This window comes from Micrococcus sp. PSi08, from assembly GCF_054960655.1.
Map to the genome: position 1 here is coordinate 1 of NZ_JBHNYP010000009.1, position 24,948 is coordinate 24,948.

Below are 24,948 nucleotides of genomic sequence, written 5' to 3' on the forward strand. Positions count from 1 at the left end.
CGATGAAGCAGCCGCTCGCATCAGGACAGCCCTCGCCACGGCAGGTCTTCCTCGACCGGTCGTCGCCTTGGCAATCGCAGCGACAAAGAAGATTGCAGCGGGAGCCGTGGAGGGGATCAATCCGACTGGGCAGATTCGTTTGGCGATCTGGATGCTCATCTCTGTGCTCTGCCCGAGGCCGGAGGTGTGCCCGGCTCAGCCAAAATCAGGCGTGGAGGTTCTTAAAGAAGCTCTGGAAGATGCAGAGTCTGCTTTCTGATCATCACAGAGGCTGAGTGACCCTCAACGCACCTCGCTACCTCAGCGGCGGTGGCGGCCGACGATCGTGTGGATCAGCCGCACCGCGGCCCTCGCGGTGCGGCCCCCGCGCCCGAATGGACCCCGGCCCGCTCAGGCCAGCAGCGACGCGTCCGTCCGGTGACGGCTGACGATCGTGTGGATCAGCCGGGCCGCGGCCTTCGCCGTGCGGCCGTCCACGTCCAGGGCGGGGTTGAGCTCCACGACGTCGGCCAGGGCCAGCTTCCCGGACTGGGTGGCCTCCAGCGCGCACGCGTGGATCACCTCGTACGGCACGCCGAAGCCGGCCGGTGCGCTCACCCCTGGGGCGACGGCGGCCGGCAGCACATCCAGGTCGATCGTCAGGTAGAGCACGTCCACGGCGTTGATGAAGGAGCGCACCCAGCGGCGCACGCCGGTGACGTCGGCGGTCTGGGCCTGCTCGTCGGTCACCCACGTGACCCCGCGTTCGCGCGCGGTGTCGAACAGGGCCCGGGTGTTGTTGGCCTCGCTGATGCCCACCACCGCGTAGGAGAGCTGATGCTCCGCCCCCTCGGCGTCCCGCAGCGCCTGCAGGAACGGGGTGCCGGAGCTGGGCCGCGGCGCCTCGCGCAGGTCGAAGTGCGCGTCCAGGTTGAGGATGCCCACGCGGGTGCCAGCAGCCACGCGCGTGGAGCCGGTCAGGCCCGTGATCGAGGCGTAGGCGGTCTCGTGTCCGCCGCCGAGCACCACGGCCAGGTCGTGGGCGTTCAGCAGCCCGCTGACCACTGTGCCCAGCTCGGCCTGGCCCGCCTCGAGTTCGCCCGGGGCGTCGTCGTCGCCGCGGTCCACGGACACGTCGCCCGCGTCCACGAGCGCGCCCGTGCCCTCGAGGTACGCGAGCGAGGCGAGCGCACCGCGCAGCGCCTCCGGGCCGTCCTCGGCTCCCACGCGGCCGTGGTTCCGGCGCACGCCCTCGTCCGAGGCGAAGCCGATGAGCGCCGTGGACCGCGCGCCCGACGTCGGAGCGCCGGCGCCGGGGTCGCGCTGCGGCGTCGTGGGCTCGCCGCGGCCGTCGGCGGGGCGGACGACCTGGTGCCAGCGCAGGTGCTCGGGGGTGTCACCGTCGGTGCGGCCGGTCCAGGCGGGGGAGAGGGACGAGGAGGGGAGCTCGGAGGTCATGGGACCATCCCACGCCATCGACGGGCGGGTGCGCAACGACGGCCGGACGACGCCCGACACGGGGCGTCGCCCGCCTAGCGGTCCAGTTCCTGGCGCCGCGAGCTGATCACGCCGGTGACGAAGCCGGCGAGGTTGAGCCCGCCGTGGAAGCGGGCGTGCTCGATCTTCACGCAGCGGTCCATCACGACCTCCAGGCCCGCGGCCTCGGCCTGACGCGCGGCGTCCTCGTTCCAGATGCCCAGCTGCAGCCACACGGTCCGGGCGCCCACGCGGGCGGCGTCCGCGACCACCTCGGGGGCGTCGGAGGACTTGCGGAACACCTCCACGAGGTCCGGGATGACGGGCAGGTCGTCCAGCGAGGCGTACACGCGGTGGCCGAGGATCTCCTTGCCGGCCGCGGCGAGCACGGGATTCACGAAGTAGACGTCGTACGTGGTCGAGCTCAGCAGGTACGTGGCCACGAAGTACGACGCACGGGCCGGCTTGTCCGAGGCGCCGACGATCGCGATCGACCGGGTGCGCCGCAGGATCGCCAGGCGCTCGGGGGCGCCGGGGCCGGTCCAGGTGCGCTCGGGGTGGGTGGTGCTCATGGCTCAGGCCTCCTGCTCTGCGGGGACGACGGCGCCGTCGCGGGCGCGGCCGGTGGCCTCGGTCAGGGCCTGGTCCAGGTCCCAGAGGATGTCCTCGAGGTCCTCGATGCCCACCGAGATGCGGATGAGGTCCGCCGGGATGCCCGCGGCCACGAGCTGCTCGGCGGTGAGCTGCTGATGGGTCGTCGTGGCGGGGTGCAGCACCAGCGTCTTCGCGTCGCCGATGTTGGCCAGGTGGGAGGCCAGCTGCAGCGCGGAGATGAAGCGCGACGCCGTCGCGCGCCCGGCCTCCGGGCCGGAGGCGCCGTCGTCGGTGTCCGTGGCTGCCGGGGCCACGCCGAAGCTGAACACCGAGCCGACGCCCCGGGGCAGCAGCTGCTGCGCGCGGGCGTGGTGCGGGTGGTCGGGCAGGCCGGCGTAGCGGACCCAGGAGACGCGCGGGTCCTCGTCCAGCCACTGCGCCACGGCCTGCGCATTCGCCAGGTGGGCGTCCATGCGCGGGGCCAGCGTCTCGACGCCGAGCAGCAGCTGGAACGCCGACTGCGGGGCCAGCGACGGGCCGAAGTCGCGCAGCTGCTCCGAGCGGAGCTTGGTGAGGAAACCGTACTCGCCGAAGTTGCCCCACCAGGAGACGCCGCCGTACGAGGGCACGGGCTCGGTCATGGACGGGAACTTGCCGTTGTCCCACGGGAAGCGGCCGGACTCCACCACGACGCCGCCGAGCGTGGTGCCCTGCCCGCCGAGGAACTTCGTGGCCGAATGGATGACGATGTCCGCGCCGTGTTCGATCGGCCGGATCAGGTAGGGCGGGGTGAGGGTCGCGTCCACGACGAGCGGCACGCCGTGCCGGTGGGCGACGTCGGCCAGGCCCGGCAGGTCCACGACGTCACCGGAGGGGTTGGCGACGATCTCCGTGTAGACGGTCTTGGTGTTGGGCTGGAGGGCGGCCTCGAAGTCCGCGGCCTCGGCGGAGTCCACGAACGTGGTCTCGACGCCGAACCGGCGCAGGGAGACGTCCAGCTGGGTGATCGTGCCGCCGTACAGCTTGGAGGACGCCACGATGTGGTCGCCGGCCCCGGCGAGGGCCGCGAAGGTGACGAACTCGGCGGCCATGCCGGACGCCGTCGCGACGGCCCCGATCCCGCCCTCGAGCGTGGCGACCCGCTCCTCGAACGCGGCGACCGTGGGGTTGCCGATCCGCGAGTAGATGTTGCCGTACTTCTGCAGCGCGAAGAGGTTGGCGGCGTCTTCGGCGGACTCGAACACGAAGGAGCTGGTCTGGTGGATCGGCACCGCGCGGGAGCCGTGGACGGCGTCCGGGACGGCGCCCGCGTGCAGCGCCTGGGTGCGGAAGCCGAACTCGTGGTCAGCCACGGGGGTCCTTTCGATGGAGGCTTCGGGACAGTCCCTCCCATTGTCCCGGGCGAGGTGCGCCGGGGGCAGGGTGGGCACGTCGCAGAGCGTCACGCGGCGCCGGCCGGTGGCATGCAACGCGGGTTGAGTTATCACCGGTTACGCGGGCCTGGACCCGTGACAACTCAACCCGCGTTGGACGGGACCCATGACAACTCAACCCGCGTTGGACGGGCGGGGGCGGATCAGCGCGTGCGGGCGAGCCGACGCCGGACCAGCCCCACGATCCGCCCGAACCCAGCGCGCTGGTCCTCCCAGGTGCAGCGCAGGGTCGTCCATTCCCGTTCGAGGCAGTACGCGTCCCGACGGGCGTCCCTCGCCTGCTGCTGAGCCGTGCGGTGGCCGGCGCCGTCGTACTGGAGGGCCAGGCGCGCCCCCCGGTACCCGAGGTCCACGACGGGCGAGGCCGGGTCGGCCGGGTCGACGGCGACCTGCAGCTCCGGCTCCGGCAGCCCGGCCCGGATCAGCGCGAGCCGGAGGAAGGTCTCGGGCGGGGAGTCGGCCCCGACGCGCACCTCCGCCAGCGCGGCACGTGCGAGACGGACACCCGGCCGGCCACGGCAGCGGGCGAGCACCTCCGACAGCTCGGACACGGTGGCCACGGGGTCCGCCCGGCCCGTCGGCGTCCACGGCGGACGCACCAGGTGGTCGCCGTCCGCGATGAGCCAGTCCACCTCGTGGGGGCGGAGCATCCCGGCGAGGTCGAACCAGGTGCGCGCCGCCGTCGTGACGCGCTGGCCGTCGGGAAGCTCGAGCACGTGGTCGGAGGGCAGCCGCACCCGGTGGCTGACGACGCCGTCCAGGTCGGTCCGGTGCGTGCGCGCGGAGCGGTCGAAGGTCAGGTGCAGTCCGGCGGGCCGCGCGAGGCGGGGCGGCAGCGGCAGTCCGTGCCAGAGGGCGGCAGAGACGTGGGAGACCACCCCGCCCGTGAGGCGGACCAGCGCGGCCGCGCCGTCCGGGGCGCACGGGTCGGGGATGCCCGCGGTGTGCACGCCGCGGCAGATCCGGGCGAGGTCTGCCGCGAGGGTGCGGCGCCACGGCAGGCCGGCGGCGTGCAGCTCGGCCGTCGTGAAGGCGCCCGCGGCGAGGGTGGACGGCAGGGGCGTGCGCGCGGTCATGGGGTGAGCCTGCCGCCCCCGGGCCCTGCGACGGACCGGACCGACGCGCCCTGGGGAGGGCCGCCGTCGTCGTGGTGGCTGTGCAGGAGCAGCCGGCCCGCCGGACACGGTGGCCCCTTTGCGACGCGGGTTGAGTTATCACGGGTGCAGGCCGCCTGGACCGGTGATAACTCAACCCGCGTTGCGGGGAGCGGGCGGCCCGTCGGTCACGGCGTGCGGTCGACCGGCACCAGCTCCACGTCCTCGAGCCGCCCGTCCCGCACCGCCGCGCGCATGAGCGTGCACACCGGCTGCCGTCGCCGGTCCGTGCAGGAGCCGGGGTTCAGCAGCCGCAGGCCCGGGTTCGCGGTCTCCGGACCGGCCACGGTGTCCCACGGGATGTGGCTGTGCCCGAAGACCAGCACGTCCGCGTCCGGGAACGCCGCGGCCATGCGGCGCTCGCGGCCGGCCGCCGGGCCCGTCTCGTGGACCATCGCGATCCGCACCCCGCCGAGCTCCACGCGCGCCACCTCGGGCAGCCGCGCCCGCAGCTTCGGCCCGTCGTTGTTGCCCCACACGCCCACCAACCGGGCGGCCCGCGCGTCGAGGTCGTCGAGCACGTCCTCGGTCACCCAGTCGCCGGCGTGGAGCACGACGTCGGCCCGCGCCACCTCGGCCCACACCTGCGCGGGCAGGGCACGGGCACGCCGCGGGATGTGGGTGTCGGCGATCAGGAGCAGGCGGACGGCGACGTCGTCGGGCACGGTCCGCCTCACCGCGCCGCGAACGCGCCGAGCCAGAGCGCCAGCGGCAGGCCGACGATGACCACGACCACGAATCCGCGCACCAGCCACCGGCCCGCCGGGGTGGCGAGGTTGACCGTCACGCCCACGCCGTAGCCGGGGCGCTTGGTGGGGAAGACGGCCGGGTCGTCGGGGTCGCGCTTGAGCCCCAGGGGCGTCCACACCTCGTCCTCGGCGCGTTCCGCGGCCGTGGGCCGGTACCCGAGCTCCGCCGCGACGCGGTCCGACCAACGCGTCCACCGCCGCGTGCTGGCCCGCATCGCCGGGAAGACGCCCACCATGAGCACGGTCAGCGTGAGGGGCAGGATCCACCACGGCATCGTCCACGCCCCGGCGGCGAGCACCTCGGCCGTTGTCGGGGCCAGCACCAGCACGATGAGCACGCACGACCACCCGAGGCACTCCTGGACCCCGCGGTGCACCCCCGCCTGGCGCACGCGCCGCCACGGGGACAGCCCCGGATCCGTGGGGACGAGGACGGTGACCATCGCGGAGACCAGGGCCAGGAACCCCGTCACGCCGAGGCCGATCAGCGGCCCCGTCGCCACCGTGCCGAACGAGGCGTCCTCCCACGCATCCGGCCGCCCGTCGACGCCCCAGTGCGTGGGCACCCGCTCCGGCAGGCCCGGCAGGGCGACGAGGGCCCACCCCAGCAGCGCCAGGCACAGTGCGGCCGCGAGCAGGAACGGCAGCCACGGACGCAGCCGGCCACGGCGCAGGGCGGCGCGCTCGGCGGCGGGGACGTCGTCGGGAGTGGGACGGGGCGGGTGGGGCATCGACCCAGGCTAGCCGCGGCCCCCGCCCGCCACACCCGGTGACCGGCTCGTCCAGACGGCGGCCGCGCACGCCGCGATCACCAGCAGCATCCCCGCCAGGTCCAGCGGGGTGAGCTCCTGCCCGCGCACGGCCCACGCGGTCAGCGCCGCTGCGATCGGCGAGAGGCACGTCAGCAGGGAGAACAGCGCGGTCGGCATGCGGCGCAGCACCTGCAGGTCGATCCCGTACGGCACCGCTGTGGACAGCAACGCCACGGCCAGCCCCACGCCCAGCACCACGGGGGAGAGCAGGGCCGCCCCCGCCGTCGCGACGCCGACCGGCAGCGCCACGAGGGACCCGGCCGCCGTCGCCAGGGCCAGCCCCTGCACCCCCGGCAGGTGGGTCCCCGCGCGCCGCGAGAGCAGGATGTACCCCGCCCAGCACGCCGCCGCGGCCAGCGCGAGCGCCACCCCCACCGGGTCCAGCCCCGCCCCGCCGATCCCGCCGTCCGCGCTGAACCCCTCCCGGCCGAGCACCCCGATCCCGGCGAGCGCGAGGGCCGCCCACGCCGCCGATCGCCACGACGGCCGCGCCGCCACGGACAGCGCCAGCGGCCCGAGCACCTCGAACGTCACGGCCACGCCCTGCGGGATCCGCGCGAACGCCTCGTAGATGGCCAGGTTCATGCCGGTCATGGCCGCGCCCAGCCCGACGACGGCGGCCCACCCCCGGGGGCCCAGGCCGGCGAGGGCGGCGCGGCTCGGCCGGGTGACGAGCAGCAGCACGGCCGCGGAGAACACCACGCGCAGGGCGACCATGGCGGACGCGCCGACGTCGTCGAACAGCAGGCCCGCCACGGACGCGCCGAGCTGCTGGCTCAGCAGCGAGAGCAGGACGAGCAGGACGAGACGCACGCCCACAGCCTAGGGGCGCGCCGCGCCACCCCGGCCCCGGCCGGCGCGGGAGCGCTGCTGCCCGAGGACCACCGGGGGGCCCGGTTCCGCTGACCCCGAGGCCGCGGAAAACAACACGCTGACGTGCGCTAATCCGCCTCGTCGTGGGAAAGTGGGGGACGCGCGCCCGCGCAGACCCCGCCCCGATCCCAGGAGGCCCGCATGGCCCGGCCCCAGACCGTCCTCACCGTGGTGGCCGCCCGCCGGCTCACCCCGCACCTCGTGCGCCTGACCCTCGGCGGCGAGCAGTTCGACGCCGTCCACGCCCGCTGGGCGGAGAAGGGCGCCACGGACCAGTACGTGAAGCTGCTCTTCGCCGACCCCGCGCTCGGCCTCGAGCCCCCGTACGACCTGGACGCCCTCCGCGAGCGCCTCGCCCCGGAGCAGCTGCCGGTCCGCCGCACCTACACGGTGCGCCGCATGGACGCGGCCGCCCGCACCATGGACGTCGACTTCGTGGTCCACGGCGCGTCCGACGACGGCGCCGCCCCCGGACGCGACGGCGGCCTGGCCGGGGCGTGGGCGGCGTCCGAGCCGGTGGGGCAGCAGGTCGCGTTCCTGGGCCCCGGCGGCGCCTACCGACCCGACCCCACCGCTGACTGGCACCTGCTCGCCGGCGATGAGTCCGCGCTGCCGGCGATCGCCGCCGCCCTCGAGGACCTCGCCGCCACGGACGCCGCGGCGGCCGGTCTCGCGCTGATCGAGGTGACCGACGCCCGGGACGAGGTGCCCCTGACCGCGCCGGCCGGCGTCGAGGTGCGCTGGCTGCACCGCGGCGGCCCCTTCACCCCGGAGACGACGCGGTTCGCCGCCGCCGTCGAGGACGCGGCGTGGCGGGAGGGGCGGGTGCACGCGTTCGTGCACGGCGAGCGGGAGCAGGTCAAGCGCGTCCGGGCGTACCTCACGGACGTGCGCGGCGTGGACCGGCGGCAGCTGTCGGTGAGCGCGTACTGGGCCTACGGCCGCGCCGAGGACGTGTTCCAGGCGGAGAAGCAGACCCCGGCGGGGCAGATCTTCGAGGACGGCACCACCGGCGGCTGACCCGCACAGGGTCGGCACAGTAGAAGTTCCGGCGTCCCTCAGGGCATGACGGGCCAGGGGTGACGTGAGAGGGTCGACGCGACATCGTCCGGCGGTCCCCGGCCGCCGGCACGTCCGCACCTCTGTGAAGGAGTCCCCATGAAGACGCCCGCACGCCTCGCCGTCGGCATGCTCGCCGCCTCCGGTCTGCTGCTCACCGGCTGCGCCTCCGACCCGACGCTGGAGGAGAGCTGGCCCGAGGTCCGCCAGAAGGTCGTGGATGCCGAGAGCCTGCGCCTGAAGATGGAGGGCACCGCCGCCGACAAGGAGGAGGACAAGGACGACGCGTCGGCCTCGGCGTCGCCCTCCGCCTCCCTGGGCACGGACGCCATCCAGTCCGCGAACGTGGACCTCGCCGGCGCCACCGACGACTCCCACCTCCGGGGCACCATGAACGTGGACATGGGGGCGGCCACCATGGCCATCGAGGTCCTGCGCCGGGACGCCGACGTGTTCTTCAAGCTCAAGGCCGACGGTGACGACCTGCCCCCGGAGATGGGCATGTTCTCCACCCTCGTGGGCGACCGCTGGATCAAGACGAACGCCGAGCAGGCCGCGCAGATGGACATCTCACTGGAGGAGATCATGTCCGACCTCGAAGAGGACATGCCCGCCGCGGACGCCTTCGACGGCAAGGACCTGAAGGCCGAGGAGGTGGAGCTCGAGGGCAGGAAGTACCTCAAGTACGCGCTGCCCGAGGAGCACCACGAGTTCGGCCGGACGATGCTGATCGACCCGGAGAGCACGACCCTCTACCGTCTCGAGGACGTGAACTCGGAGGACGAGGACGTGGACGCGAATGCCACCTTCACCGAGTGGAACGCGGTCGAGGCGCCCGAGGCCCCCGCCTCGGAGGACGTCTTCGACCTGGCCGAGCTGCAGGAGCTGGCCGGCTGACCCGCTGCGCGATCCGGGTGGGCCGGCGGGGCGCCACGGCATGATGTCCTCATGGACCGCACCGCCCCCACCCCGCCCGCGAACGCCCTCGCCCCGGGCCTGCCGGAGGACATCGCCCGGGAGGCGATCGCCTTCCGCCGCCTCCTCCACGGACATCCGGAGCTGGACCTGCACCTGCCCCGCACCCAGGCCGCCGTCCTCGAGCGGCTCGAGGCCCTGCGCGCCGAGGCGGGGGAGGATGCCGCCACCGGCCGCCCCGCGCTGGAGACGAGCGTGGGCCGGGCGCTGAGTTCCGTCGTCGTGGTGCTGCGCGGCGGGGCCCCGCTGCCGGAGGGGGCCCGGCGGCCGGTCGTGCTGCTGCGGGGGGACATGGACGCCCTGCCCGTCACGGAGGAGACCGGGCTGGAGTACGCCCCCTCCGTGCCGGGCACCATGCACGCCTGCGGCCACGACCTGCACACCGCCGGCCTCTACGGCGCCCTGGCTTGGCTGGTGCGCCGTCGCGGGGAGCTCACCGCCGACGTGGTGGCCATGTTCCAGCCCGGGGAGGAGACCGGCGGCGGCGCCCAGCACATGATCCAGGAGGGGCTGCTGGAGGCGGCCGGGCGACCGGTGGACGTCGCCTACGCGATCCATGTCTCCTCGGGCACCTACCTGCGCGGCGTCCTGCTCAGCCGCCCGGGGGCGATCCAGGCCGGCTGCGACGACCTGGTGGTGACGGTGCACGGTCGAGGCGGGCACGGCTCCGTGCCGCACCTGGCCCAGGATCCGGTGCCCGTGGCCGCCGAGATGGTGCTGGCGCTGCAGTCCGTGGTCACCCGGCAGTTCGACGCCTTCGACCCGGTGGTCGCGACCGTCGGGCACCTGAGCGCGGGCACGGCGGCCAACATCATCCCGGACAGCGCCACCCTCGCCCTCACCCTGCGTACCTTCTCCGCGCCCGCCCGAGCCCGGCTGCTCTCGGCCGTGGAGCGCATGGTGCACGGGATCGCCGCGGCGCACGGCATGAGCGCACAGGTCCGGACGGACTGCGCGTTCCCGGTGACGGCCAACGACCCGGACGCGGTGGCCTTCGTCCGCCGGACCGTGGAGGACCTGTACGGGGTCGAGGCGTACCGGGAGCTGTCCGAGCCCGAGCCCGGCAGCGAGGACTTCTCCGAGGTCCTCCAGCGGGTGCCCGGCGCCTACGTCCTGCTCGGGGCGGTCCCGGAGGGCGTGGACCCGGACGGGGCGCCGGTCAACCACTCCCCGCAGGCCGTGTTCGACGACGCCGTGGTGCCGCGGGCCGCTCAGGTGCTGGCCGAGCTGGCGCTGCGGACGGCGCCGGTGCCGGCGTCCTGAGCGCGGCGGCCGGCCCGGAGCACCTCGGCGATCTGCCCGACGCACGGCTCGTTCTGCAGGCTCGTGGTGTCCCCGAGCGCGGTGCCCTGGTGCAGCTGCGTCAGCAGCCGCCGCATGATCTTGCCCGAGCGGGTCTTGGGCACGTCGGGGACGAAGACCACCTCGGCGGGCTTGGCCACCGGCCCGATCACCCGCCCCACATGCCGCCGCAGCTCCTCGGCGCGGTCGGCGGCGGAGGCGCCGGGGCCGTCGTCTCCGGCCAGCCAGCCCTCGTGCGCCACGACGAAGGCGACGGCGGCGTGCCCGGTGGTCTCGTGCGGCACGGGGCACACCCCCGCCTCGATCACCTCCGGGTGCGCCACGAGGGCGGACTCGATCTCGATGGTGCTCAGCCGGTGCCCGGAGATGTTGATGACGTCGTCCACGCGCCCGAGGATCCAGACGTCGCCGTCCTCGTCCCGCTTGGCGCCGTCGCCGGCGAGGAACCAGCCCGCCTCGCCCTGGTCCGCGTAGTCCTCCCAGTACGAGTGGAAGTAGCGGGCCGGGTTCCGCCACACGGTCCGCGCCATCGACGGCGAGGTGCGGGTGACCACGATCCGGCCCTGCAGGCCCTCGGGCGTGGGGGCGCCGTCGTCGTCGACCACGGCCACGTCCACCCCCGGCAGGGGCCGGGAGCCGCAGCCCGGCTTGAAGGCCGTGTCCGTGGGGCGGGGGGAGAGCACGGTGGCGCCCGTCTCGGACTGCCACCACGTGTCCACCATCGGCAGGTCCGGGGTGTCCCGGCCGATCTGGGTCCGGGCCCACGTCCAGGCCTCCGGGTTCACGGACTCGCCCACGGTGCCGATCAGGCGGATCGAGGACAGGTCCGGGCCGCCGTCCGCGTGCGCCGGGATCCCCTCCGGATGCCAGCCCTTGAGCGAGCGGATCAGGGTGGGCGCCGTGTAGTAGCTCGTCACCCGGTAGCGCTCGATCACCTCGAAGTGCCGGCCCGGGTGCGGGGCGTTCGGCACGCCCTCGTAGATCACCTGCGTGACCCCGTTCGAGAGCGGACCGTAGATCTCGTAGGTGTGCGCGGTGACCCAGGCCAGGTCCGCGGTGCACCAGTGGACGTCGTCGTCGCGCCGTGCCGGGTCCGGGTGGGAGAACAGGAAGTCGTGCGTCCACGAGGCCGCGGCGAGGTACCCGCCGGAGGTGTGCACGAGCCCCTTGGGCTGTCCCGTGGTGCCGGAGGTGTACATGATGAACAGCGGGTGCTCCGCATCGAAGGCGCGCGGGGTGTGGGTGTCCGGCTGGCGGTCCACGACGTCGTGCCACCACAGGTCCCGGCCCTCGGTCCACGGGATGTCCCGGTGGCCCGTGCGGTCCAGGACGAGGACGTGCTCGATCACGTTGTCCCCGGACACGGCCTCGTCCGCGTTGGCCTTCACGGGGACGGCGGCGCCGCGGCGGAACTGGCCGTCGGTGGTGACGAGCAGCTTCGCGCCCGTGTCCTCGACGCGGAACCGCAGCGCCTCCGCCGAGAACCCGCCGAACACGAGCGAGTGCACGGCCCCGATCCGCGCGCACGCCAGCGTGATGACGATCGTCTCCACGAGCACGGGCAGGTACACGACGACGCGGTCGCCCGCCCCGATGCCCAGCTCCTCGAGGGCGTTCGCGGCCTGGGCGACCTCGCGCTGCAGCTGCGCGTAGGTGACGGCGCGGCGGTCGCCGGGCTCGCCCTCGAAGTACAGGGCGACCTTCTCCCCGCGCCCCGCCGCCACGTGCCGGTCCACGCAGTTCACGGCCACGTTCAGGGTGCCGTCCTCGTACCAGCGGATCTCCGGGCCGCGCTCGGCGGCCGGGTCCGGGGCGGTGAGGGAGCGCGTCCGGGTGAAGGGCCGCTCCCAGCTCAGACGTCGGCCGGCCGCCTCCCAGAACGCGAGCCGGTCCGACTCGGCCACCGGGCGGCCGTCGCCGCGCCCGCCGTGCAGCCGGTCCGCCGGGCGGCCGGGGTGGACGTCCGGGTCTGCGGCGTCGACGAGCGCCTGCGGGAGGGGGCCGGGCAGCGTCGCGAGGGCCGCGGCGGGCACGCCGTCGTTCGGGCCGCGGACAGCCCCGGAGGCGCCCTCCTCGGCCGGGTCGGGGCGGGCGGGGTCCTCGGTGGGCGTCATGGGCGGTGGTTCCTCCTGGTCGGCGGGTCCGACCAGGCTAGGGACGACGACGACGGCGCCCCGCCCGCCGTCGTCACCGGCGGTCATGCTCGGCCCGCCGGACCCCCGCGGGCGCCCGGCGCGGGCCACGGCGACGGCGGCCGGTGTGGATCCCGTCCCACGGCCGTGACGCCCCGGCCGCCTGGCTGCCCGCGCGTGTCAGAGTAGGGCCATGACCACCTACGCCACCCTCGCCGCCCGGTACGCCGACGCCTTCGACTCCGTCGCCCACGGCGAGCGGGCCCGCGAGGCGGGCCGGCACCTGCCGTTCGCCGCCCTCGGGGAGCTGCAGGCCGCCGGGTTCGGCAAGGTCGGCGTCCCTGAGGACGCGGGCGGCGAGGGCGGCGGCAGCGAGACCGTGCTGCGCCTGCTCATGGACCTGGCCGCCCGGGATGTGAACACCGCGCATGTCTGGCGCTCCCACCTCGTGTTCATCGCCACGGCCATGGACCAGGCGCCCGCCCGTCGGGAGCGGTGGCTGCGGCACATCGTCGACGGGGACTGGGCTGGCTCCGCCCTGGCCGAACGCGCCGGCGGGGCGGCGCCGGGCCGTGCCGCCACCCTGGCCAGCCGGGACGAGGGCGGCACCTGGGTCGTGCGGGGGCAGAAGTACTACGCGACCGGCTCGGCGTTCGCCACGTGGACCGCCGCGACCGTGGGCATCGAGGGGGCGGACCTCGTCTCCCGCCGGAACTCCAAGCGGGCCGGGGGCGCGGTCCGCGAGCCGGACCGGGCCGTCGCCGTCGTGCGCGTGCGTCAGCCGCGCGTGGGCATCAAGGACGACTGGGACGGGTTCGGCCAGCGCCTGACCGCCACCGGGTCCGTGGTGCTCGACGACGCCGCGGCCGAGGAGCTGCTCGAGGTGCCGCGGCAGGACGGACCGGTGCCCGTGCTCATGGAGGCGACCCTGCTGGCGCTGCAGGCCGGGATCGGCCGGGCGGCGCTCACGGAGGGCACGCAGCTGCTGCGGCAGCGGCGCCGCACCTTCAACACCGGCACGGCCGCGCTGCCCAAGGACGACCCGCAGCTCCTCGAGATCATGGGGCAGCTGGCCGGGCGGCAGGCCGCGGCCGAGCTGATGGTGCGCGAGGTCGGGCGTCTGCTCGACGAGGGGGAGGACGGCGCCGACGGGGCCGGCCCGGCGGAGGCCGACGTCGTGGCGGCGTCCGCCGAGGCGATGGCGGCCGCGTACCGGGCCCAGGCCGTGGTGCCGGAGGCCGTCCTCGAGGTGTGCACCCGCATCTTCGACACGCTCGGCGCGTCGGCGACGTCGGCCACGCTGCGGCTCGACCGGCACTGGCGCAACGCCCGCACCCTCGCCACCCACGACCCGGCGGCGTTCAAGGTGCGCATGGCCGGCGACTGGCTCGTGAACGGCACCCCGCCGACCGCCTACACGTCGGCCGGCGAGGTCCCCGAGGGGGACTGACCCGACGACCGGGCGGCCGGACGTGCCGGGCTCAGGCCCAGCGGCGCAGGGCCCGGCGCTCCAGCAGGCCGAGCAGCCAGTCGGTGAGCTTGCCGAGCACGGCGAGCAGGATGATCGCCAGGATCAGGCGGTCCGTGCGTCCGTTGTTCTGCGAGTCGGTGAGCAGGAAGCCCAGGCCCATCGAGGAGGCGATCAGCTCCGCGGCCACCAGGAACAGCCAGGCCTGGGCCAGGGCCAGCCGCAGGCCGGAGAACACGGCCGGCACCACGGCGGGCAGCTGCACCGTCCGCAGCAGGGACAGCCCGTGGTAGCCGAAGGCCCGACCGGCCTCCACCAGGTGCGGGTCCACATGGCGCAGGGCGGCGTAGACGGTGGTGAACACCGGGAAGAACGCGCCGATCGCGATGAGGGTGACCTTGGACTCCTCGCCGATCTGCATCCACAGGATCAGCAGCGGCACCCAGGCCAGCGAGGGCACCGCGCGCAGCGCCCCGATCAGCGGGGCGAACAGCGCGTCCGCCCACCGGGACAGCCCGAGCGCGGACCCCACGGCCAGCCCGAGTGCGGCGCCGAGCAGGAAGCCCAGCAGCACGCGCTGGGTGGAGATCCCCACGTGCAGCCACAGGTCGCCCCGCTCCAGCAGGTTGACGCCGGCGCTCAGCACCGCGCCGGGGGAGGGCAGCTGCACCGCGGAGAGCAGCCCGGCGGCCGTCACCGCCCACCACAGCACCAGGAGGACAGCGGGCGCGGCCAGCCCCACCACCGCCCGGGCGCCGGGCCGGTCCAGCACCCGGGGCCGCTGCCGTCGGCGCGCCCCTGTGTCGCCGTCGTCGTGACCCGACCGCTCGCGCGCCTCGGGGCCCGTCGTCGCGGCGGGGGTGGTCAGGGCGGTGCTCATCGGATGGCCTCCTCGGCGAAACGGGTGTCCAGGATGCTCGCCAGCGCGGCGTCCACCTGGTGCTGGTAGTCGACGGACCCGGTGTCGACCAGGATCCGTCCGACCCCCGTCAGGGCGTCGAGCAGCTCCTGGCCCGGCACGAGGCTGACGTCCGCATTGGTGCGTTCGAGGATCACGGTGCGGGCGACGTCGGGAGAGATCTTCGCGGCCTCGGCCAGGATCCCGATGGTCTCGTCCGGGTGCTCGAGCGCCCAGGCGCGGGCGCGTTCGTACGTGTCCAGGACGGTCTGGGCGGTCTCCGGGTCCTCCTCGAGGAAGGACTCCGTGGCGTTGAGGACGGAGAACGTGTTCAGGGCGAGATCGCGGTACAGGAAGCGGGCGCCCTCGGCCTCGGCCTTCGCCATGATGGGGTCGAGCCCGGACCACGCGGCCACCGATCCGCCGGCGAGGGCGGCGCGGCCGTCGGCGTGCTGCAGGTTCTGGATCTCGACGTCGGCCGGGTCCACCCCGGCGGCCTCGAGCGCCTGCACGGCGAAGAAGTAGGGATCCGTCCCGCGCGTGGCGGCCACCGTGCGGCCCGCGAGCTGGGTGACGTCCGTGATGTCCGAGCCGGGCGGGACCATGAGCGCGGACCACTCCGGTCGCGAGGCGATGCCCACGATGCGCGTGGGGGCCCCGTTGGCCCGGTTCAGCAGCGCGGCGGAACCGGCCGTCGAGCCGATGTCCACGGAGTTCGAGCGCAGGAGCTCGTTGGCCTTGTTGGAGCCGGCGGAGAACACCCAGTTCACCCGGACGCCGCGGGGCGCGAGCGTCTCCTCCAGCCATCCCTGGTGGCGGATCACGAGGGAGAGCGGGTTGTAGGTGGCGTAGTCGATGCTCAGCGTGTCCGGGCCGTTCACCGGCCCGGCCCCCGCCTCACCCTGCAGGACGCATCCGCTCAGGCCCAGGGGCAGGGACGCGGCCAGCAGGCTGAGCGCCGTGCGACGGGTCAGGCGGGCGGAGCCGGCGCCGCTCATCGGGCGTGGCTCTCGACGCCGAGGCCCTCGAGGAGCTCGGAGCGCAGCCGGGCCAGGCGGGTGTCCGCGCGGTCGCGGGGGCGGGCCCCCGGCACGTCCACGATCCGCCCCACGGTCGCTCCGGGGCGGGCCACGCCGTCGGGTACCGGGACGTCACGGGAGAGCAGCAGCACGCGGTCGGCGAGCTGCAGGGCCTCCTCCACGTCATGGGTGATGAGCAGGGCGGTGGTGCCGGTGGCGGCGTGCACGTCCAGCAGCAGGTCCTGCATCTTCAGACGGGTCAGGGCGTCGAGGGCGCCGAAGGGCTCATCGAGCAGCAGCACGCCGGGGCGGCGCGCCAGGGCGCGGGCGAGCGAGGCCCGCTGGGCCATGCCGCCGGAGACCTCCCGGGGGCGGTGCTCCGCGAAGGGCGCGAGGCCCACGAGCTCGAGCAGCTCCTGCACGCGGTCCCGGCCCGCGGCGCGGTCCAGCCCCCGGGGCAGGCCGAGCTCCACGTTGCGGCGCAGGGTGCGCCAGGGCAGCAGGCGCGGCTCCTGGAAGCCGACGGCGGTGCGCTCGTCGTAGGGGCGCACGGGCGAGCCGTCGATCAGCAGCTCCCCGTCGAAGTCCGGGTCCAGGCCGGCCACGGCGCGCAGCAGCGTGGACTTGCCGCAGCCGGAGGCGCCGATCACGGCGAGCACCTCACCGGGCGCCACGGTCAGGTCCACGTCGCGCAGGACGACGCGTGGTCCGTCCGCGGTGGGGAACGTGCGCCCGACGCCGCGGAAGACGACGTCGAGGCTGTGGCGGTCCTCGTCCCGGACCGGGGTGGAGGCGGTGGCACGGGAAGGCGCGTGCACGCTCATGGAGGGCTCCCATCGTCGCTGCGTCGTCGGTGTCGGCGCCGGACGGACACGGATGCCAGCAGACCACCGCGGGCCCGGTCGGCTGCGAGTCTGCCCCGCCGCCGGCGCCGGAGGGCCGCACGGGCGTCACACCGGGGGCGCCGGGGCCAGCGCCGAGCCAGACGTTTCGGTCGTCGCCGCAGGGTGGAGGCAGCAGATTTCTCTGGCTCAGCGCTGGGGTGCCGCCGGGCCGCAACGGGGCCGCCACCCGCGGACGTGTCCTCCGTCACGTCAGGGCATGTCACGAACCGGGCGCCGGACGCATGGCCGGGCCCGGCGGGGCCGTCATGAACCCCTGGGCCGGACCGGCTTCCACCGCCGGCCGCGTCGGCGTTGCATGGTGCGGAACCGTCGCCCGCCCGGCCGTGCCCCTGCGACCGGGCGGCCCTGGAAAGGAGACCCATGAGCACCGCCGAGAACGCCGGGGCCGGAGCACCCACCCGCCCGGACGAGCACCGCGAGATCCTCTTCAACGCATTCGACATGAACTGCGTCGCCCACCAGTCCCCGGGTCTCTGGCGTCACCCCGACGACCACGCCCGCGACTACAACACCCTCGGCTACTGGACGCACCTGGCGCAGACGCTGGAGAAGGGCCTGTTCGACGGCCTGTTCATCGCCGACGTCCTCGGCCCGTACTCCGTGTACGGCGGCACCTCCGAGGCCGCCATCAGGACCGGCGCGCAGACCCCCGTGAACGACCCGTTCCTGCTCGTCTCCGCGATGGCCGCGGTCACCGAGCACCTCGGCTTCGGCGTCACCGCCGGCACCGCCTACGAGCACCCCTACCCGTTCGCCCGCCGCCTCGCCACGCTCGACCACCTCACGGGCGGCCGCGTGGGCTGGAACGTGGTCACCGGCTACCTGCCCTCCGCCGCCCAGAACATGGGCCAGGACGACCAGATGGAGCACGACGAGCGCTACGAGCACGCCGACGAGTACCTCGACGTCGTCTACAAGCTCCTCGAGGGCTCGTGGGAGGACGACGCCGTCGTCTACGACAAGGAGTCCGGCGTGTTCGCGGACCCGGCCAAGGTCCACGACATCGCCCACGAGGGCACGTGGTTCAAGGTCCCCGGCCACGCCGTCACCGAGCCGTCCGTGCAGCGCACCCCCGTGATCTACCAGGCCGGCGCCTCGACGCGCGGCCGCGCCTTCGCCGGCAAGCACGCCGAGGCCGTGTTCATCAACTCCCCCACGAAGGAGCTGGCGGCCGCCACCGTGAAGAGGATCCGCCAGGCCCTGGTGGACGCCGGCCGTGACCCGTACGACGTGAAGATCTTCGCGATGCAGACGATCGTCACCGGGGCCACCGACGAGGACGCGCGGGCCAAGTACGACGACCTGGCGCAGTATGTGGACCCGCTGGGCGGCCTCGTGCTCATGTCCGGCTGGATGGGCATCGACCTGTCCCAGTACGACCTGGACGAGCCGATCGGGGACGTGAAGTCGAACGCCATCCAGTCCGCCGTGGAGACCTTCCAGAAGGCCTCCGGAACGGACGAGGAGTGGACCGTGCGCAAGCTCGCCGAGTGGGTGGGCATCGGCGGCTTCGGCCCCGTGATCGTGGGCGGCGGCGAGTCCGCGGCCCGCCAGCTCGTCGAGTGGGCCGACGAGACCGACGTGGACGGCTTCAACCTCGCCTACCACATCACCCCGGGCACCTTCGAGGACATCGTGGAGTTCGTGGTCCCGGAGCTGCAGAAGCTCGGTCGCTACAAGACCGCGTATACGGACGGCACGCTGCGCCACAAGCTCTTCGGGCGCGGCGACCACCTGCCGCAGAACCACCATGGCGCATCCTTCGCCCTGCGCCGCCGGTAGGGTGACGCCAGTGGCCGCGGCATCCCGCCCCGGTCGGCAGCCCCAGGAGGAGAACATGCAGCGCAGACATGCCGTCCGCGCGGCCGGGCTCGGCGTCGTGGGCGCCCTGGCCCTGGCCGGGTGCGCATCCGAGCCGCAGTCGGCGGGGGAGGCCTGGCATCAGGCCCGCACCCAGTTGGACGAGGCCGAGACCGTCCGACTCGAGACCGCCTACACCACCGGCCGTCAGGGCCCGCAGTCGGTCCGCTGGGACATCGCCGGCCGGCTCGACGGCGGCGACGCCGAGTCGAAGGGCGTCATGCAGGTCGGCCGGGACTCGCACATCACCATGGAGTCCCGCCAGGTCGGCGAGGACGTGTTCGTCCGGGTCGACGTGGACGGGTCCGACGTCCCGGACGACGTCCAGATGATGTACTCCGACCCGCAGTGGCGCCGTGTCCCGGCCGGCGAGGGGCAGGAGCCGCCCCTGAAGTCCCTCCTCGACCAGGTGGGCTTCCCCGCGGCGGACGCCCTCGACGGCGCCGAGGTGCGCGCCGAGGAGGTCGACTGGGACGGCGGCACGGCCTACCGCTATGCCGTGCCCGAGGAGGTCGCCGACGCGGCGATGGCCGAGGGCGACGCCACCCGGGTGCACTCCTTCACGGTGGACGACGACGGCGAGCTGGTCGCGCTCACCGTCGACGACGGCCGGGCCACCCAGCAGTACGCCCTGAGCGACTGGAACCAGATCGAGCCGGCCGAGGCGCCGGAGGAGGTGGCCGAGTGAGGCAGCGCCAGACCCAGACCCGCCGCACCCGCCGCGGCCTGTCCCTCGCCGCCGTCGGGGCGGCCGCCCTGCTGCTGACCGGCTGCGCCTCGGGCGACGACGCCCCCGGCGCCTGGGACCGCGCCCGCACCCAGCTCGAGGAGGCCGACTCCGTCCGCATGGTCACCGAGCTGCGGTCCGAGGCCCCGAGCAACGGGCGCGCGGTCCCGGACTCGGTGGACATCTCCGGCCCCGTGGACGGCTCGTCCATGCGGTACGTGTCCGTGTACAAGGACGACGGTCTGATCACCCGGGACGAGTCCCGGATCGTGGACGGCACCGCGTACTCCCGGTTCACGGTGGAGCGCGTCGGCGCGAGCGGCGAGGACCATCCCGCCTATGTGGAGCGCTGGACCGCCACCCCGTACGAGGGCGATCCCAGCGCCACCGGCATGGGCGCGATGGTGAGCTCGCTCCTGGGCTCCCTGCCGGAGTCGGGCGGCCTGGACGACGTCGAGGCGGACGCGGACGGCATCCGCCGCAGCGGTCAGGACGCGATCCGCTACGTGCTGGACAAGCCCGTCTCGGGCCCGCAGGAGGGCGTGGAGCTGACCGCGTTCACGGTGTCCAAGGAGGACGGCCGCCTGCTCACCGTGGAGACCGAGTCCGCCGGCACGAAGGCCGTGGTGACCCTCTCCGAGATGGGCGAGGTGGATCCGGTGCAGGCCCCGCCGGCCGATGAGGTCCTGACGCAGGACGGCTGACCCGGCTCACGACGACGGCGGCCCGCCTCCCCTCGGGGAGGCGGGCCGCCGTGTCTGAGCGGGTCAGCGCGTCTGCGGGCCCTCGTCACCCAGCGGGGTGGACGGGTCCGAGACGGTGTCCGGCTCGGCACCGTGGCGGACCGCCGAGGTGACGTTGTCGTTGTTGGACTCGGTCACGCGGTCGTCGCGGACGTCGTTGTTCTTGTCGTTGCCCTGCATGGCATCCTCCACCTTCGCCGTGGCCTTCTGCACCGGATCGGAGTTCTTCACCTCAGCGAACTTCTGCTGGGCGGTCTCCTGGACCTGGCCGACCTTCTCCTGGGTCTTGGGGTCGTTCCAGAGCTTCTGGGCGTTCTGGGTCATCTTCTCGAGGTTCTTGCGGCCCTCGGCGGAGCCGAGCAGGTAGCCGAGTGCGGCGCCGAGGCCCAGGGTGATGAGGCGCATGGGTGGTCTCCTTCGTGTGTCGGGACCGCGCCGACCCGCTTGGACGGGCCGGGCGGCGCGCTGGCGCGCTGTCCTGGGATCACTCTTGTCACCGGAGCCCGCCGCGTCAACGGTTGAGGCGCACGGCTGCCCGAGGGCCGGTGGCGCGCGTCCCACCGTCCCGCCCCACGACGACGACCGCCCACCCCCGGGGGGTGAGCGGCCGTCGTCGTGCCGGGGCCCGTGGGCCCACACGGGGTCAGCCGAAGTGCTTCGGCAGGGTGGCCTCCCAGGCCTCGCGCAGCTCCGCGATCGGCAGGGTGAAGGCGTCCTGGACCTCGAGGGCCGCGGAGTCGGCGTCCACCACGCCGATGCGCACGGCCGCGTAGCCGCGGGCCGTGGTCATGTCCGTGAACCGGACCTCCTCGGTGCGGGGCACGGCCACGACGGCGCGCGCCTGCGTCTCGGAGAACAGCGCGGTGAACAGGTCCACGCCGTCGCGGCGCAGCACCTCGTCCAGCACCACGCGGGCGCCCACGCCGAAGCGCAGCACCATCTCGGACAGGGTGGCCGCGAGGCCGCCGCCGGAGACGTCGTGGGCGGCGTCGATCATGCCGTCCCGGGACATGTTGACCAGCAGCTCGCCGAGCAGGCGCTCCTTCTTCAGGTCGACCTTCGGGGGCAGGCCGCCGAGGTGTCCGCGCAGGCGCGCGAACTCGGAGCCGTCCAGCTCGTCCCCGGTCTCGCCCAGCAGGTAGATCGCCTGGCCGTCCGCGTCCGGGGCGAAGCCGGAGGGGGTGCGGCGCAGGACGTCGTCCAGCTGGCCGAGCACCGCCACGGTGGGGGTGGGGTGGATCGGGGTGTTGCCCGTCTGGTTGTACAGGGACACGTTGCCGCCGGTCACCGGGATGCCGAGGGTCTGGCAGCCGTCCGCCAGGCCGCGCACGGCCTCCGCGAACTGCCACATCACGTCCGGGTCCTCGGGGGAGCCGAAGTTCAGGCAGTCGGAGACGGCCAGGGGCACGGCCCCGGCGGTGGTGACGTTGCGGTACGCCTCGGCCAGGGAGGCCTGCGCGCCCGTGTAGGGGTCCAGGTAGGTGAACCGGTCGTTGCAGTCCGTGGCCAGGGCCACGCCCATGCCGGTCTCCTCGTCCACGCGCACCACGCCCGCGTCGTCCGGGGCCGCCAGGGCGGTGTTGCCGCGGACGTAGCGGTCGTACTGGCGGGTGATCCAGGAGGTGTCCGCCAGGTTCGGCGAGCTCATCAGCTCCACGACGGCGGCGCGCAGCTCCTCACCCGTGGCGGGCAGGTGCTGACCGGCCTCGGAGGAGCGGAACGTGTCCGCCTGGAGCTCGTCCTGCCAGGCCGGACGCGCGTACGGGCGCTCGTAGACCGGGCCGTCGTGGGCCACGGTGCGCGGGTCCACGTCGACGATGACCTCGCCGCCCCAGGTGATGATCAGGCGGCCGTCGCCGGTGACCTCGCCCAGCCACGAGTACTCAACGTCCCACGTGGCCATGACGGCCTCGAACGCGGCGACGTTCTCCGGCGTCACCACGGCCATCATGCGCTCCTGCGACTCGGACATGAGGATCTCACCCGGGGTCAGCGTGGAGTCGCGCAGCAGCACGTCCGTCAGCTCCACGCGCATGCCGCCCTCGCCGTTGGAGGCGAGCTCGGAGGTGGCACAGGAGATGCCGGCGGCGCCGAGGTCCTGGATGCCCTCGACGAGGGAGTCGCGGAACAGCTCGAGGCAGCACTCGATGAGCACCTTCTCGGAGAACGGGTCGCCGACCTGCACCGAGGGGCGCTTGGCGGGCTTGCCGTCGCCGTCGAAGGACTCGGAGGCCAGCACGGACGCGCCGCCGATGCCGTCACCGCCGGTGCGGGCACCGAACAGGACCACCTTGTTGCCCACGCCGGAGGCGTTGGCCAGGCGCAGGTCCTCGTGCTTGAGCACGCCCACGGCGAGGGCGTTGACGAGCGGGTTGCCCTGGTAGATCGGGTCGAAGCGGGTCTCGCCGCCGATGTTCGGCAGGCCCAGGGAGTTGCCGTAGCCGCCGATTCCGGCCACCACGCCGTGGAACACGCGGGCGGTGTCCGGGTGGTCGATCGCGCCGAAGCGCAGCGGGTCCATCACGGCCACCGGGCGGGCGCCCATGGAGATGATGTCGCGCACGATGCCGCCGATGCCCGTGGCCGCGCCCTGATAGGGCTCCACGTAGGAGGGCGAGTTGTGGGACTCGACCTTGAACGTCACGGCCCAGCCGTCACCGAGGTCGGTCACACCGGCGTTCTCGCCGATGCCCACCATCATGTGCTGCTTCATCTCATCGGTGAGCTTCTCGCCGAACTGGCGCAGGTGCACCTTCGAGGACTTGTACGAGCAGTGCTCGGACCACATGACCGAGTACATGGCCAGCTCGGCCGCGGTGGGGCGGCGGCCGAGGATCTTCTTGATCTCGGCGTACTCGTTCTCCTTCAGGCCCAGCTCGGCCCAGGGCTGCTCGACGTCCGGCGTCGCCTGCGCGTCCGCGACCGTCTCGATGTTGAACTGCTGGCTCATGCATGGCCTCCACGGCTGGCGAGGGTGGTCAGGACGGAGGTGAAGAAGCCGAGGCCGTCCACGCCGGAGCGGAGGCCGGCGGCGGTGTCCGGGCCGAAGCCCGTCTCCACGGCGTGCTCCGGGTGCGGCATCAGGCCGACGACGTTGCCGGCCGGGTTCGCGATGCCCGCGATGTCCCGGCGCGAGCCGTTCGGGTTCCAGCCCCGATAGCGGAACACCACGCGGCCCTCGGCCTCCAGGGCGTCGAGGGTCTTCTCGTCCGCCACGTACTGGCCGTCCTGGTTCTTCAGGGGCACGGTGATGGTCTGGCCCTGCTCGAAGTCGCGGGTCCACACGGTGTCCGTGCTCTCCACGACCAGCTCCTGGTCGCGGCAGATGAAGTGCAGATGGTCGTTCTTGATCATCGCGCCCGGCAGCAGGTGCGACTCGGTGAGGATCTGGAAGCCGTTGCAGATGCCGAGCACCGGCAGGCCGTCCGCGTCGCCCTCGGGGCCGCCGGCCGCCGTCGCCACCGCGTCCATCATGGGGGCGAAGCGCGCGATCGCGCCGGCGCGCAGGTAGTCGCCGTAGGAGAAGCCGCCCGGGATCACGACGGCGTCCACGCCGGTGAGCGTCCGCTGCGGGTCCGCGTCGGCGTGCCACAGGGAGACGGGCTCGGCGCCGGCGAGGCGGACGGCGCGCAGCGCGTCCACGTCGTCCAGGGTGCCGGGGAAGGTGATGACGCCGATGCGCGCGCCGCTGAGCGGCGTCGCCGGCGTCGAGTAGTCGCCGATGAGGGGGAGCTCGGTCATCGGGCGCCCTCGGCCTCGTCCAGGACGGCCACGTTCACGACGTCCTCGATGACGGGGTTGGACAGCATCTCTTCGGCGGCCGTGCGGGCCTGGGCGAGGATCTCGTCGGTGACCTCGCCCTCCACGGTGAGCTCGAAGCGCTTGCCCTGGCGGACCTGGCTGAACTCGGTGAAGCCGAGGCGGGGCAGGGCCCCGTTGATCGCCTTGCCCTGCGGATCGAGGATCTCGGGCTTGGGCATGACGTCGACGACGATGATGGGCATGAACACGCTCCTGGGTGCGGGACGATGCCGCGGAGCAGGACGGTGTGATGCCGTCTCACGCCCGGCCCGGGGCGCTCCGCGTGCTTGCCCGCCCAGTCTACTCGGCCGCCCGGACGCGGAATCGTGGGTGTGATGGGGGCGGCACGCGGCAGCCGGCCCGGCGTAGCCTGGCGGCATGAGACCTCAGCAGACCCGTGTGTCCCCGCTCGGTCGACGTCGGCCGATCAGCCCGCTCGGCCCCGCGCTGCTCGCCGCGGCGGCCGGCGTCGTGCTGACGGGAGTGCGCCGCATCACGGCCCGCTCCGCCCGGCGTCGTACGACCGGACGCCCGCGCCGGTGACCCGTCCCGAGCCCTGCCCCTGCGGGTCCGGAGCCGGGCTCGCGGCGTGCTGCGGTCGCCTGCACGCGCGTTTCGCCCGGGACGGCGCCCTGATCGCGCCCACCGCCGAGGCGCTCATGCGCTCCCGGTACACGGCGTTCGCGCGGCTGGGCGAGGCCGGGCCGGCAGAGGCCCGGGCGATGGCCGACTACCTCGCCGCGACCTGGGCTCCCGAGCATCGGCCCACCGCGGCCGAGCTGCTGCCGGCCGCGGGGGAACAGGCGCCGCGGTTCACCCGCCTGGCGGTGCTGGAGGTGCGGGACGGCGGGCCGTTCCAGGACGCCGGGACCGTGGAGTTCGTGGCCGTCGGCGCGGGGGCCGAGGGGCGGTTCCGACTCCATGAGGTCAGCCGGTTCCGCCGTGAGGACGGGATCTGGCGCTACGTGGACGGCGACGTGCGCTGAGGC

At 74.1% G+C, this 24,948-nt stretch carries 25 protein-coding genes; 10 read left to right on the forward strand and 15 right to left on the reverse strand.

The window, feature by feature from the left end:
* Positions 1–259 (forward strand): hypothetical protein (locus tag ACFI33_RS04250; RefSeq protein ID WP_462623771.1); only part of this gene is annotated, 259 nt, incomplete at its 5' end.
* Between the two features lie 131 nt (positions 260–390).
* On the opposite strand, the gene hutG is transcribed toward ACFI33_RS04250, so the two are convergent.
* The 7 genes from hutG to ACFI33_RS04285 all read right to left on the reverse strand — a co-directional run bounded on the left by hutG (position 391) and on the right by ACFI33_RS04285 (position 7,010).
* Positions 391–1,437 carry a formimidoylglutamase gene (gene hutG / locus ACFI33_RS04255; RefSeq protein WP_036315803.1) on the reverse strand — a complete coding sequence of 349 codons (1,047 nt, stop codon included), beginning with the start codon at positions 1,435–1,437 and terminating at the stop codon, positions 391–393.
* Between the two features lie 74 nt (positions 1,438–1,511).
* Positions 1,512–2,027 carry a CoA-binding protein gene (locus ACFI33_RS04260; protein WP_230277943.1) on the reverse strand — a complete coding sequence of 172 codons (516 nt, stop codon included), beginning with the start codon at positions 2,025–2,027 and terminating at the stop codon, positions 1,512–1,514.
* A 3-nt stretch (positions 2,028–2,030) separates the two neighbouring features.
* Complete coding sequence (locus ACFI33_RS04265) at positions 2,031–3,401, reverse strand: O-acetylhomoserine aminocarboxypropyltransferase/cysteine synthase family protein (RefSeq protein ID WP_041104445.1); 1,371 nt, start codon at positions 3,399–3,401, stop codon at positions 2,031–2,033.
* A gap of 224 nt (positions 3,402–3,625) precedes the next feature.
* The gene (locus ACFI33_RS04270) at positions 3,626–4,558 is read right to left on the reverse strand and encodes a hypothetical protein (protein WP_049147891.1); all 933 of its coding nucleotides are present in this window, start codon (positions 4,556–4,558) and stop codon (positions 3,626–3,628) included.
* A gap of 206 nt (positions 4,559–4,764) precedes the next feature.
* Positions 4,765–5,301, reverse strand: coding sequence for a metallophosphoesterase family protein (locus ACFI33_RS04275; protein ID WP_127445996.1), 537 nt, complete (start codon positions 5,299–5,301; stop codon positions 4,765–4,767).
* Between the two features lie 8 nt (positions 5,302–5,309).
* Positions 5,310–6,116, reverse strand: a complete 807-nt coding sequence (locus tag ACFI33_RS04280) for a DUF1648 domain-containing protein (protein ID WP_089529284.1) — start codon at positions 6,114–6,116, stop codon at positions 5,310–5,312.
* Positions 6,117–6,125: 9 nt separating this feature from the next.
* On the reverse strand, positions 6,126–7,010 hold the full coding sequence (locus ACFI33_RS04285) for an EamA family transporter (protein ID WP_049147888.1): 885 nt from the start codon (positions 7,008–7,010) through the stop codon (positions 6,126–6,128).
* Positions 7,011–7,211: 201 nt separating this feature from the next.
* Here ACFI33_RS04285 and ACFI33_RS04290 point away from each other — a divergent pair, with 201 nt between their 5' ends.
* The 3 genes from ACFI33_RS04290 (at position 7,212) to ACFI33_RS04300 (ending at position 10,367) form a co-directional block, all read left to right on the forward strand.
* On the forward strand, positions 7,212–8,090 hold the full coding sequence (locus tag ACFI33_RS04290; protein WP_049147887.1) for a siderophore-interacting protein: 879 nt from the start codon (positions 7,212–7,214) through the stop codon (positions 8,088–8,090).
* A 138-nt stretch (positions 8,091–8,228) separates the two neighbouring features.
* The gene (locus ACFI33_RS04295) at positions 8,229–9,026 is read left to right on the forward strand and encodes a hypothetical protein (RefSeq protein WP_036336726.1); all 798 of its coding nucleotides are present in this window, start codon (positions 8,229–8,231) and stop codon (positions 9,024–9,026) included.
* A gap of 51 nt (positions 9,027–9,077) precedes the next feature.
* On the forward strand, positions 9,078–10,367 hold the full coding sequence (locus ACFI33_RS04300) for a M20 metallopeptidase family protein (RefSeq protein ID WP_127445907.1): 1,290 nt from the start codon (positions 9,078–9,080) through the stop codon (positions 10,365–10,367).
* On the opposite strand, the gene acs is transcribed toward ACFI33_RS04300, so the two are convergent.
* Complete coding sequence (gene acs / locus ACFI33_RS04305; RefSeq protein ID WP_462623772.1) at positions 10,316–12,520, reverse strand: acetate--CoA ligase; 2,205 nt, start codon at positions 12,518–12,520, stop codon at positions 10,316–10,318. The two genes, ACFI33_RS04300 and acs, sit on opposite strands and share 52 nt — an antisense overlap.
* Positions 12,521–12,731: 211 nt before the next feature.
* Between acs and ACFI33_RS04310 the strand changes: the two genes are divergently transcribed.
* A complete protein-coding gene (locus tag ACFI33_RS04310) occupies positions 12,732–13,988 on the forward strand; it encodes an acyl-CoA dehydrogenase family protein (protein WP_336575263.1) in 1,257 nt (418 codons plus the stop codon).
* A 31-nt stretch (positions 13,989–14,019) separates the two neighbouring features.
* Here the strand turns inward: ACFI33_RS04310 and ACFI33_RS04315 are convergent, their stop codons facing one another.
* From ACFI33_RS04315 to ACFI33_RS04325, 3 genes are read right to left on the reverse strand one after another with little or no spacing between them, the layout of a single operon-like run.
* On the reverse strand, positions 14,020–14,886 hold the full coding sequence (locus ACFI33_RS04315; protein ID WP_020621433.1) for an ABC transporter permease: 867 nt from the start codon (positions 14,884–14,886) through the stop codon (positions 14,020–14,022).
* Positions 14,883–15,902, reverse strand: coding sequence for an aliphatic sulfonate ABC transporter substrate-binding protein (locus ACFI33_RS04320; protein WP_127445827.1), 1,020 nt, complete (start codon positions 15,900–15,902; stop codon positions 14,883–14,885). The genes ACFI33_RS04315 and ACFI33_RS04320 overlap by 4 nt, the downstream gene beginning before the upstream one ends.
* A complete protein-coding gene (locus ACFI33_RS04325) occupies positions 15,899–16,747 on the reverse strand; it encodes an ABC transporter ATP-binding protein (protein ID WP_002857678.1) in 849 nt (282 codons plus the stop codon). Before ACFI33_RS04325 ends, ACFI33_RS04320 begins: the two co-directional genes overlap by 4 nt.
* A 441-nt stretch (positions 16,748–17,188) precedes the next feature.
* Between ACFI33_RS04325 and ACFI33_RS04330 the strand changes: the two genes are divergently transcribed.
* From ACFI33_RS04330 to ACFI33_RS04340, 3 genes are read left to right on the forward strand one after another with little or no spacing between them, the layout of a single operon-like run.
* On the forward strand, positions 17,189–18,610 hold the full coding sequence (locus tag ACFI33_RS04330; RefSeq protein WP_101963300.1) for an LLM class flavin-dependent oxidoreductase: 1,422 nt from the start codon (positions 17,189–17,191) through the stop codon (positions 18,608–18,610).
* A gap of 55 nt (positions 18,611–18,665) precedes the next feature.
* Entirely contained in the window at positions 18,666–19,376 is a 711-nt protein-coding gene (locus tag ACFI33_RS04335; RefSeq protein WP_233263236.1) for a Tat (twin-arginine translocation) pathway signal sequence, read from the forward strand.
* Positions 19,373–20,119: a hypothetical protein gene (locus ACFI33_RS04340; RefSeq protein ID WP_101963301.1), complete on the forward strand. Its 747-nt coding sequence runs from the start codon at positions 19,373–19,375 to the stop codon at positions 20,117–20,119. Before ACFI33_RS04335 ends, ACFI33_RS04340 begins: the two co-directional genes overlap by 4 nt.
* Before the next feature lie 63 nt (positions 20,120–20,182).
* Here the strand turns inward: ACFI33_RS04340 and ACFI33_RS04345 are convergent, their stop codons facing one another.
* The 4 genes from ACFI33_RS04345 to purS all read right to left on the reverse strand — a co-directional run bounded on the left by ACFI33_RS04345 (position 20,183) and on the right by purS (position 24,162).
* On the reverse strand, positions 20,183–20,563 hold the full coding sequence (locus ACFI33_RS04345) for a YtxH domain-containing protein (protein WP_087114440.1): 381 nt from the start codon (positions 20,561–20,563) through the stop codon (positions 20,183–20,185).
* Between the two features lie 238 nt (positions 20,564–20,801).
* Positions 20,802–23,108 (reverse strand): phosphoribosylformylglycinamidine synthase subunit PurL, encoded by a 2,307-nt coding sequence (gene purL / locus ACFI33_RS04350; protein ID WP_101963302.1) that lies wholly within the window; start codon positions 23,106–23,108, stop codon positions 20,802–20,804.
* Positions 23,105–23,899, reverse strand: a complete 795-nt coding sequence (purQ, locus tag ACFI33_RS04355; protein WP_087114442.1) for a phosphoribosylformylglycinamidine synthase subunit PurQ — start codon at positions 23,897–23,899, stop codon at positions 23,105–23,107. Before purQ ends, purL begins: the two co-directional genes overlap by 4 nt.
* Positions 23,896–24,162 carry a phosphoribosylformylglycinamidine synthase subunit PurS gene (gene purS / locus ACFI33_RS04360; RefSeq protein ID WP_002856633.1) on the reverse strand — a complete coding sequence of 89 codons (267 nt, stop codon included), beginning with the start codon at positions 24,160–24,162 and terminating at the stop codon, positions 23,896–23,898. The genes purQ and purS overlap by 4 nt, the downstream gene beginning before the upstream one ends.
* A 175-nt stretch (positions 24,163–24,337) precedes the next feature.
* Here purS and ACFI33_RS04365 point away from each other — a divergent pair, with 175 nt between their 5' ends.
* Positions 24,338–24,502 carry a hypothetical protein gene (locus ACFI33_RS04365; RefSeq protein WP_153239430.1) on the forward strand — a complete coding sequence of 55 codons (165 nt, stop codon included), beginning with the start codon at positions 24,338–24,340 and terminating at the stop codon, positions 24,500–24,502.
* Positions 24,499–24,945, forward strand: a complete 447-nt coding sequence (locus tag ACFI33_RS04370; RefSeq protein WP_087114443.1) for a YchJ family protein — start codon at positions 24,499–24,501, stop codon at positions 24,943–24,945. Before ACFI33_RS04365 ends, ACFI33_RS04370 begins: the two co-directional genes overlap by 4 nt.
* Positions 24,946–24,948 lie beyond the last annotated feature (3 nt).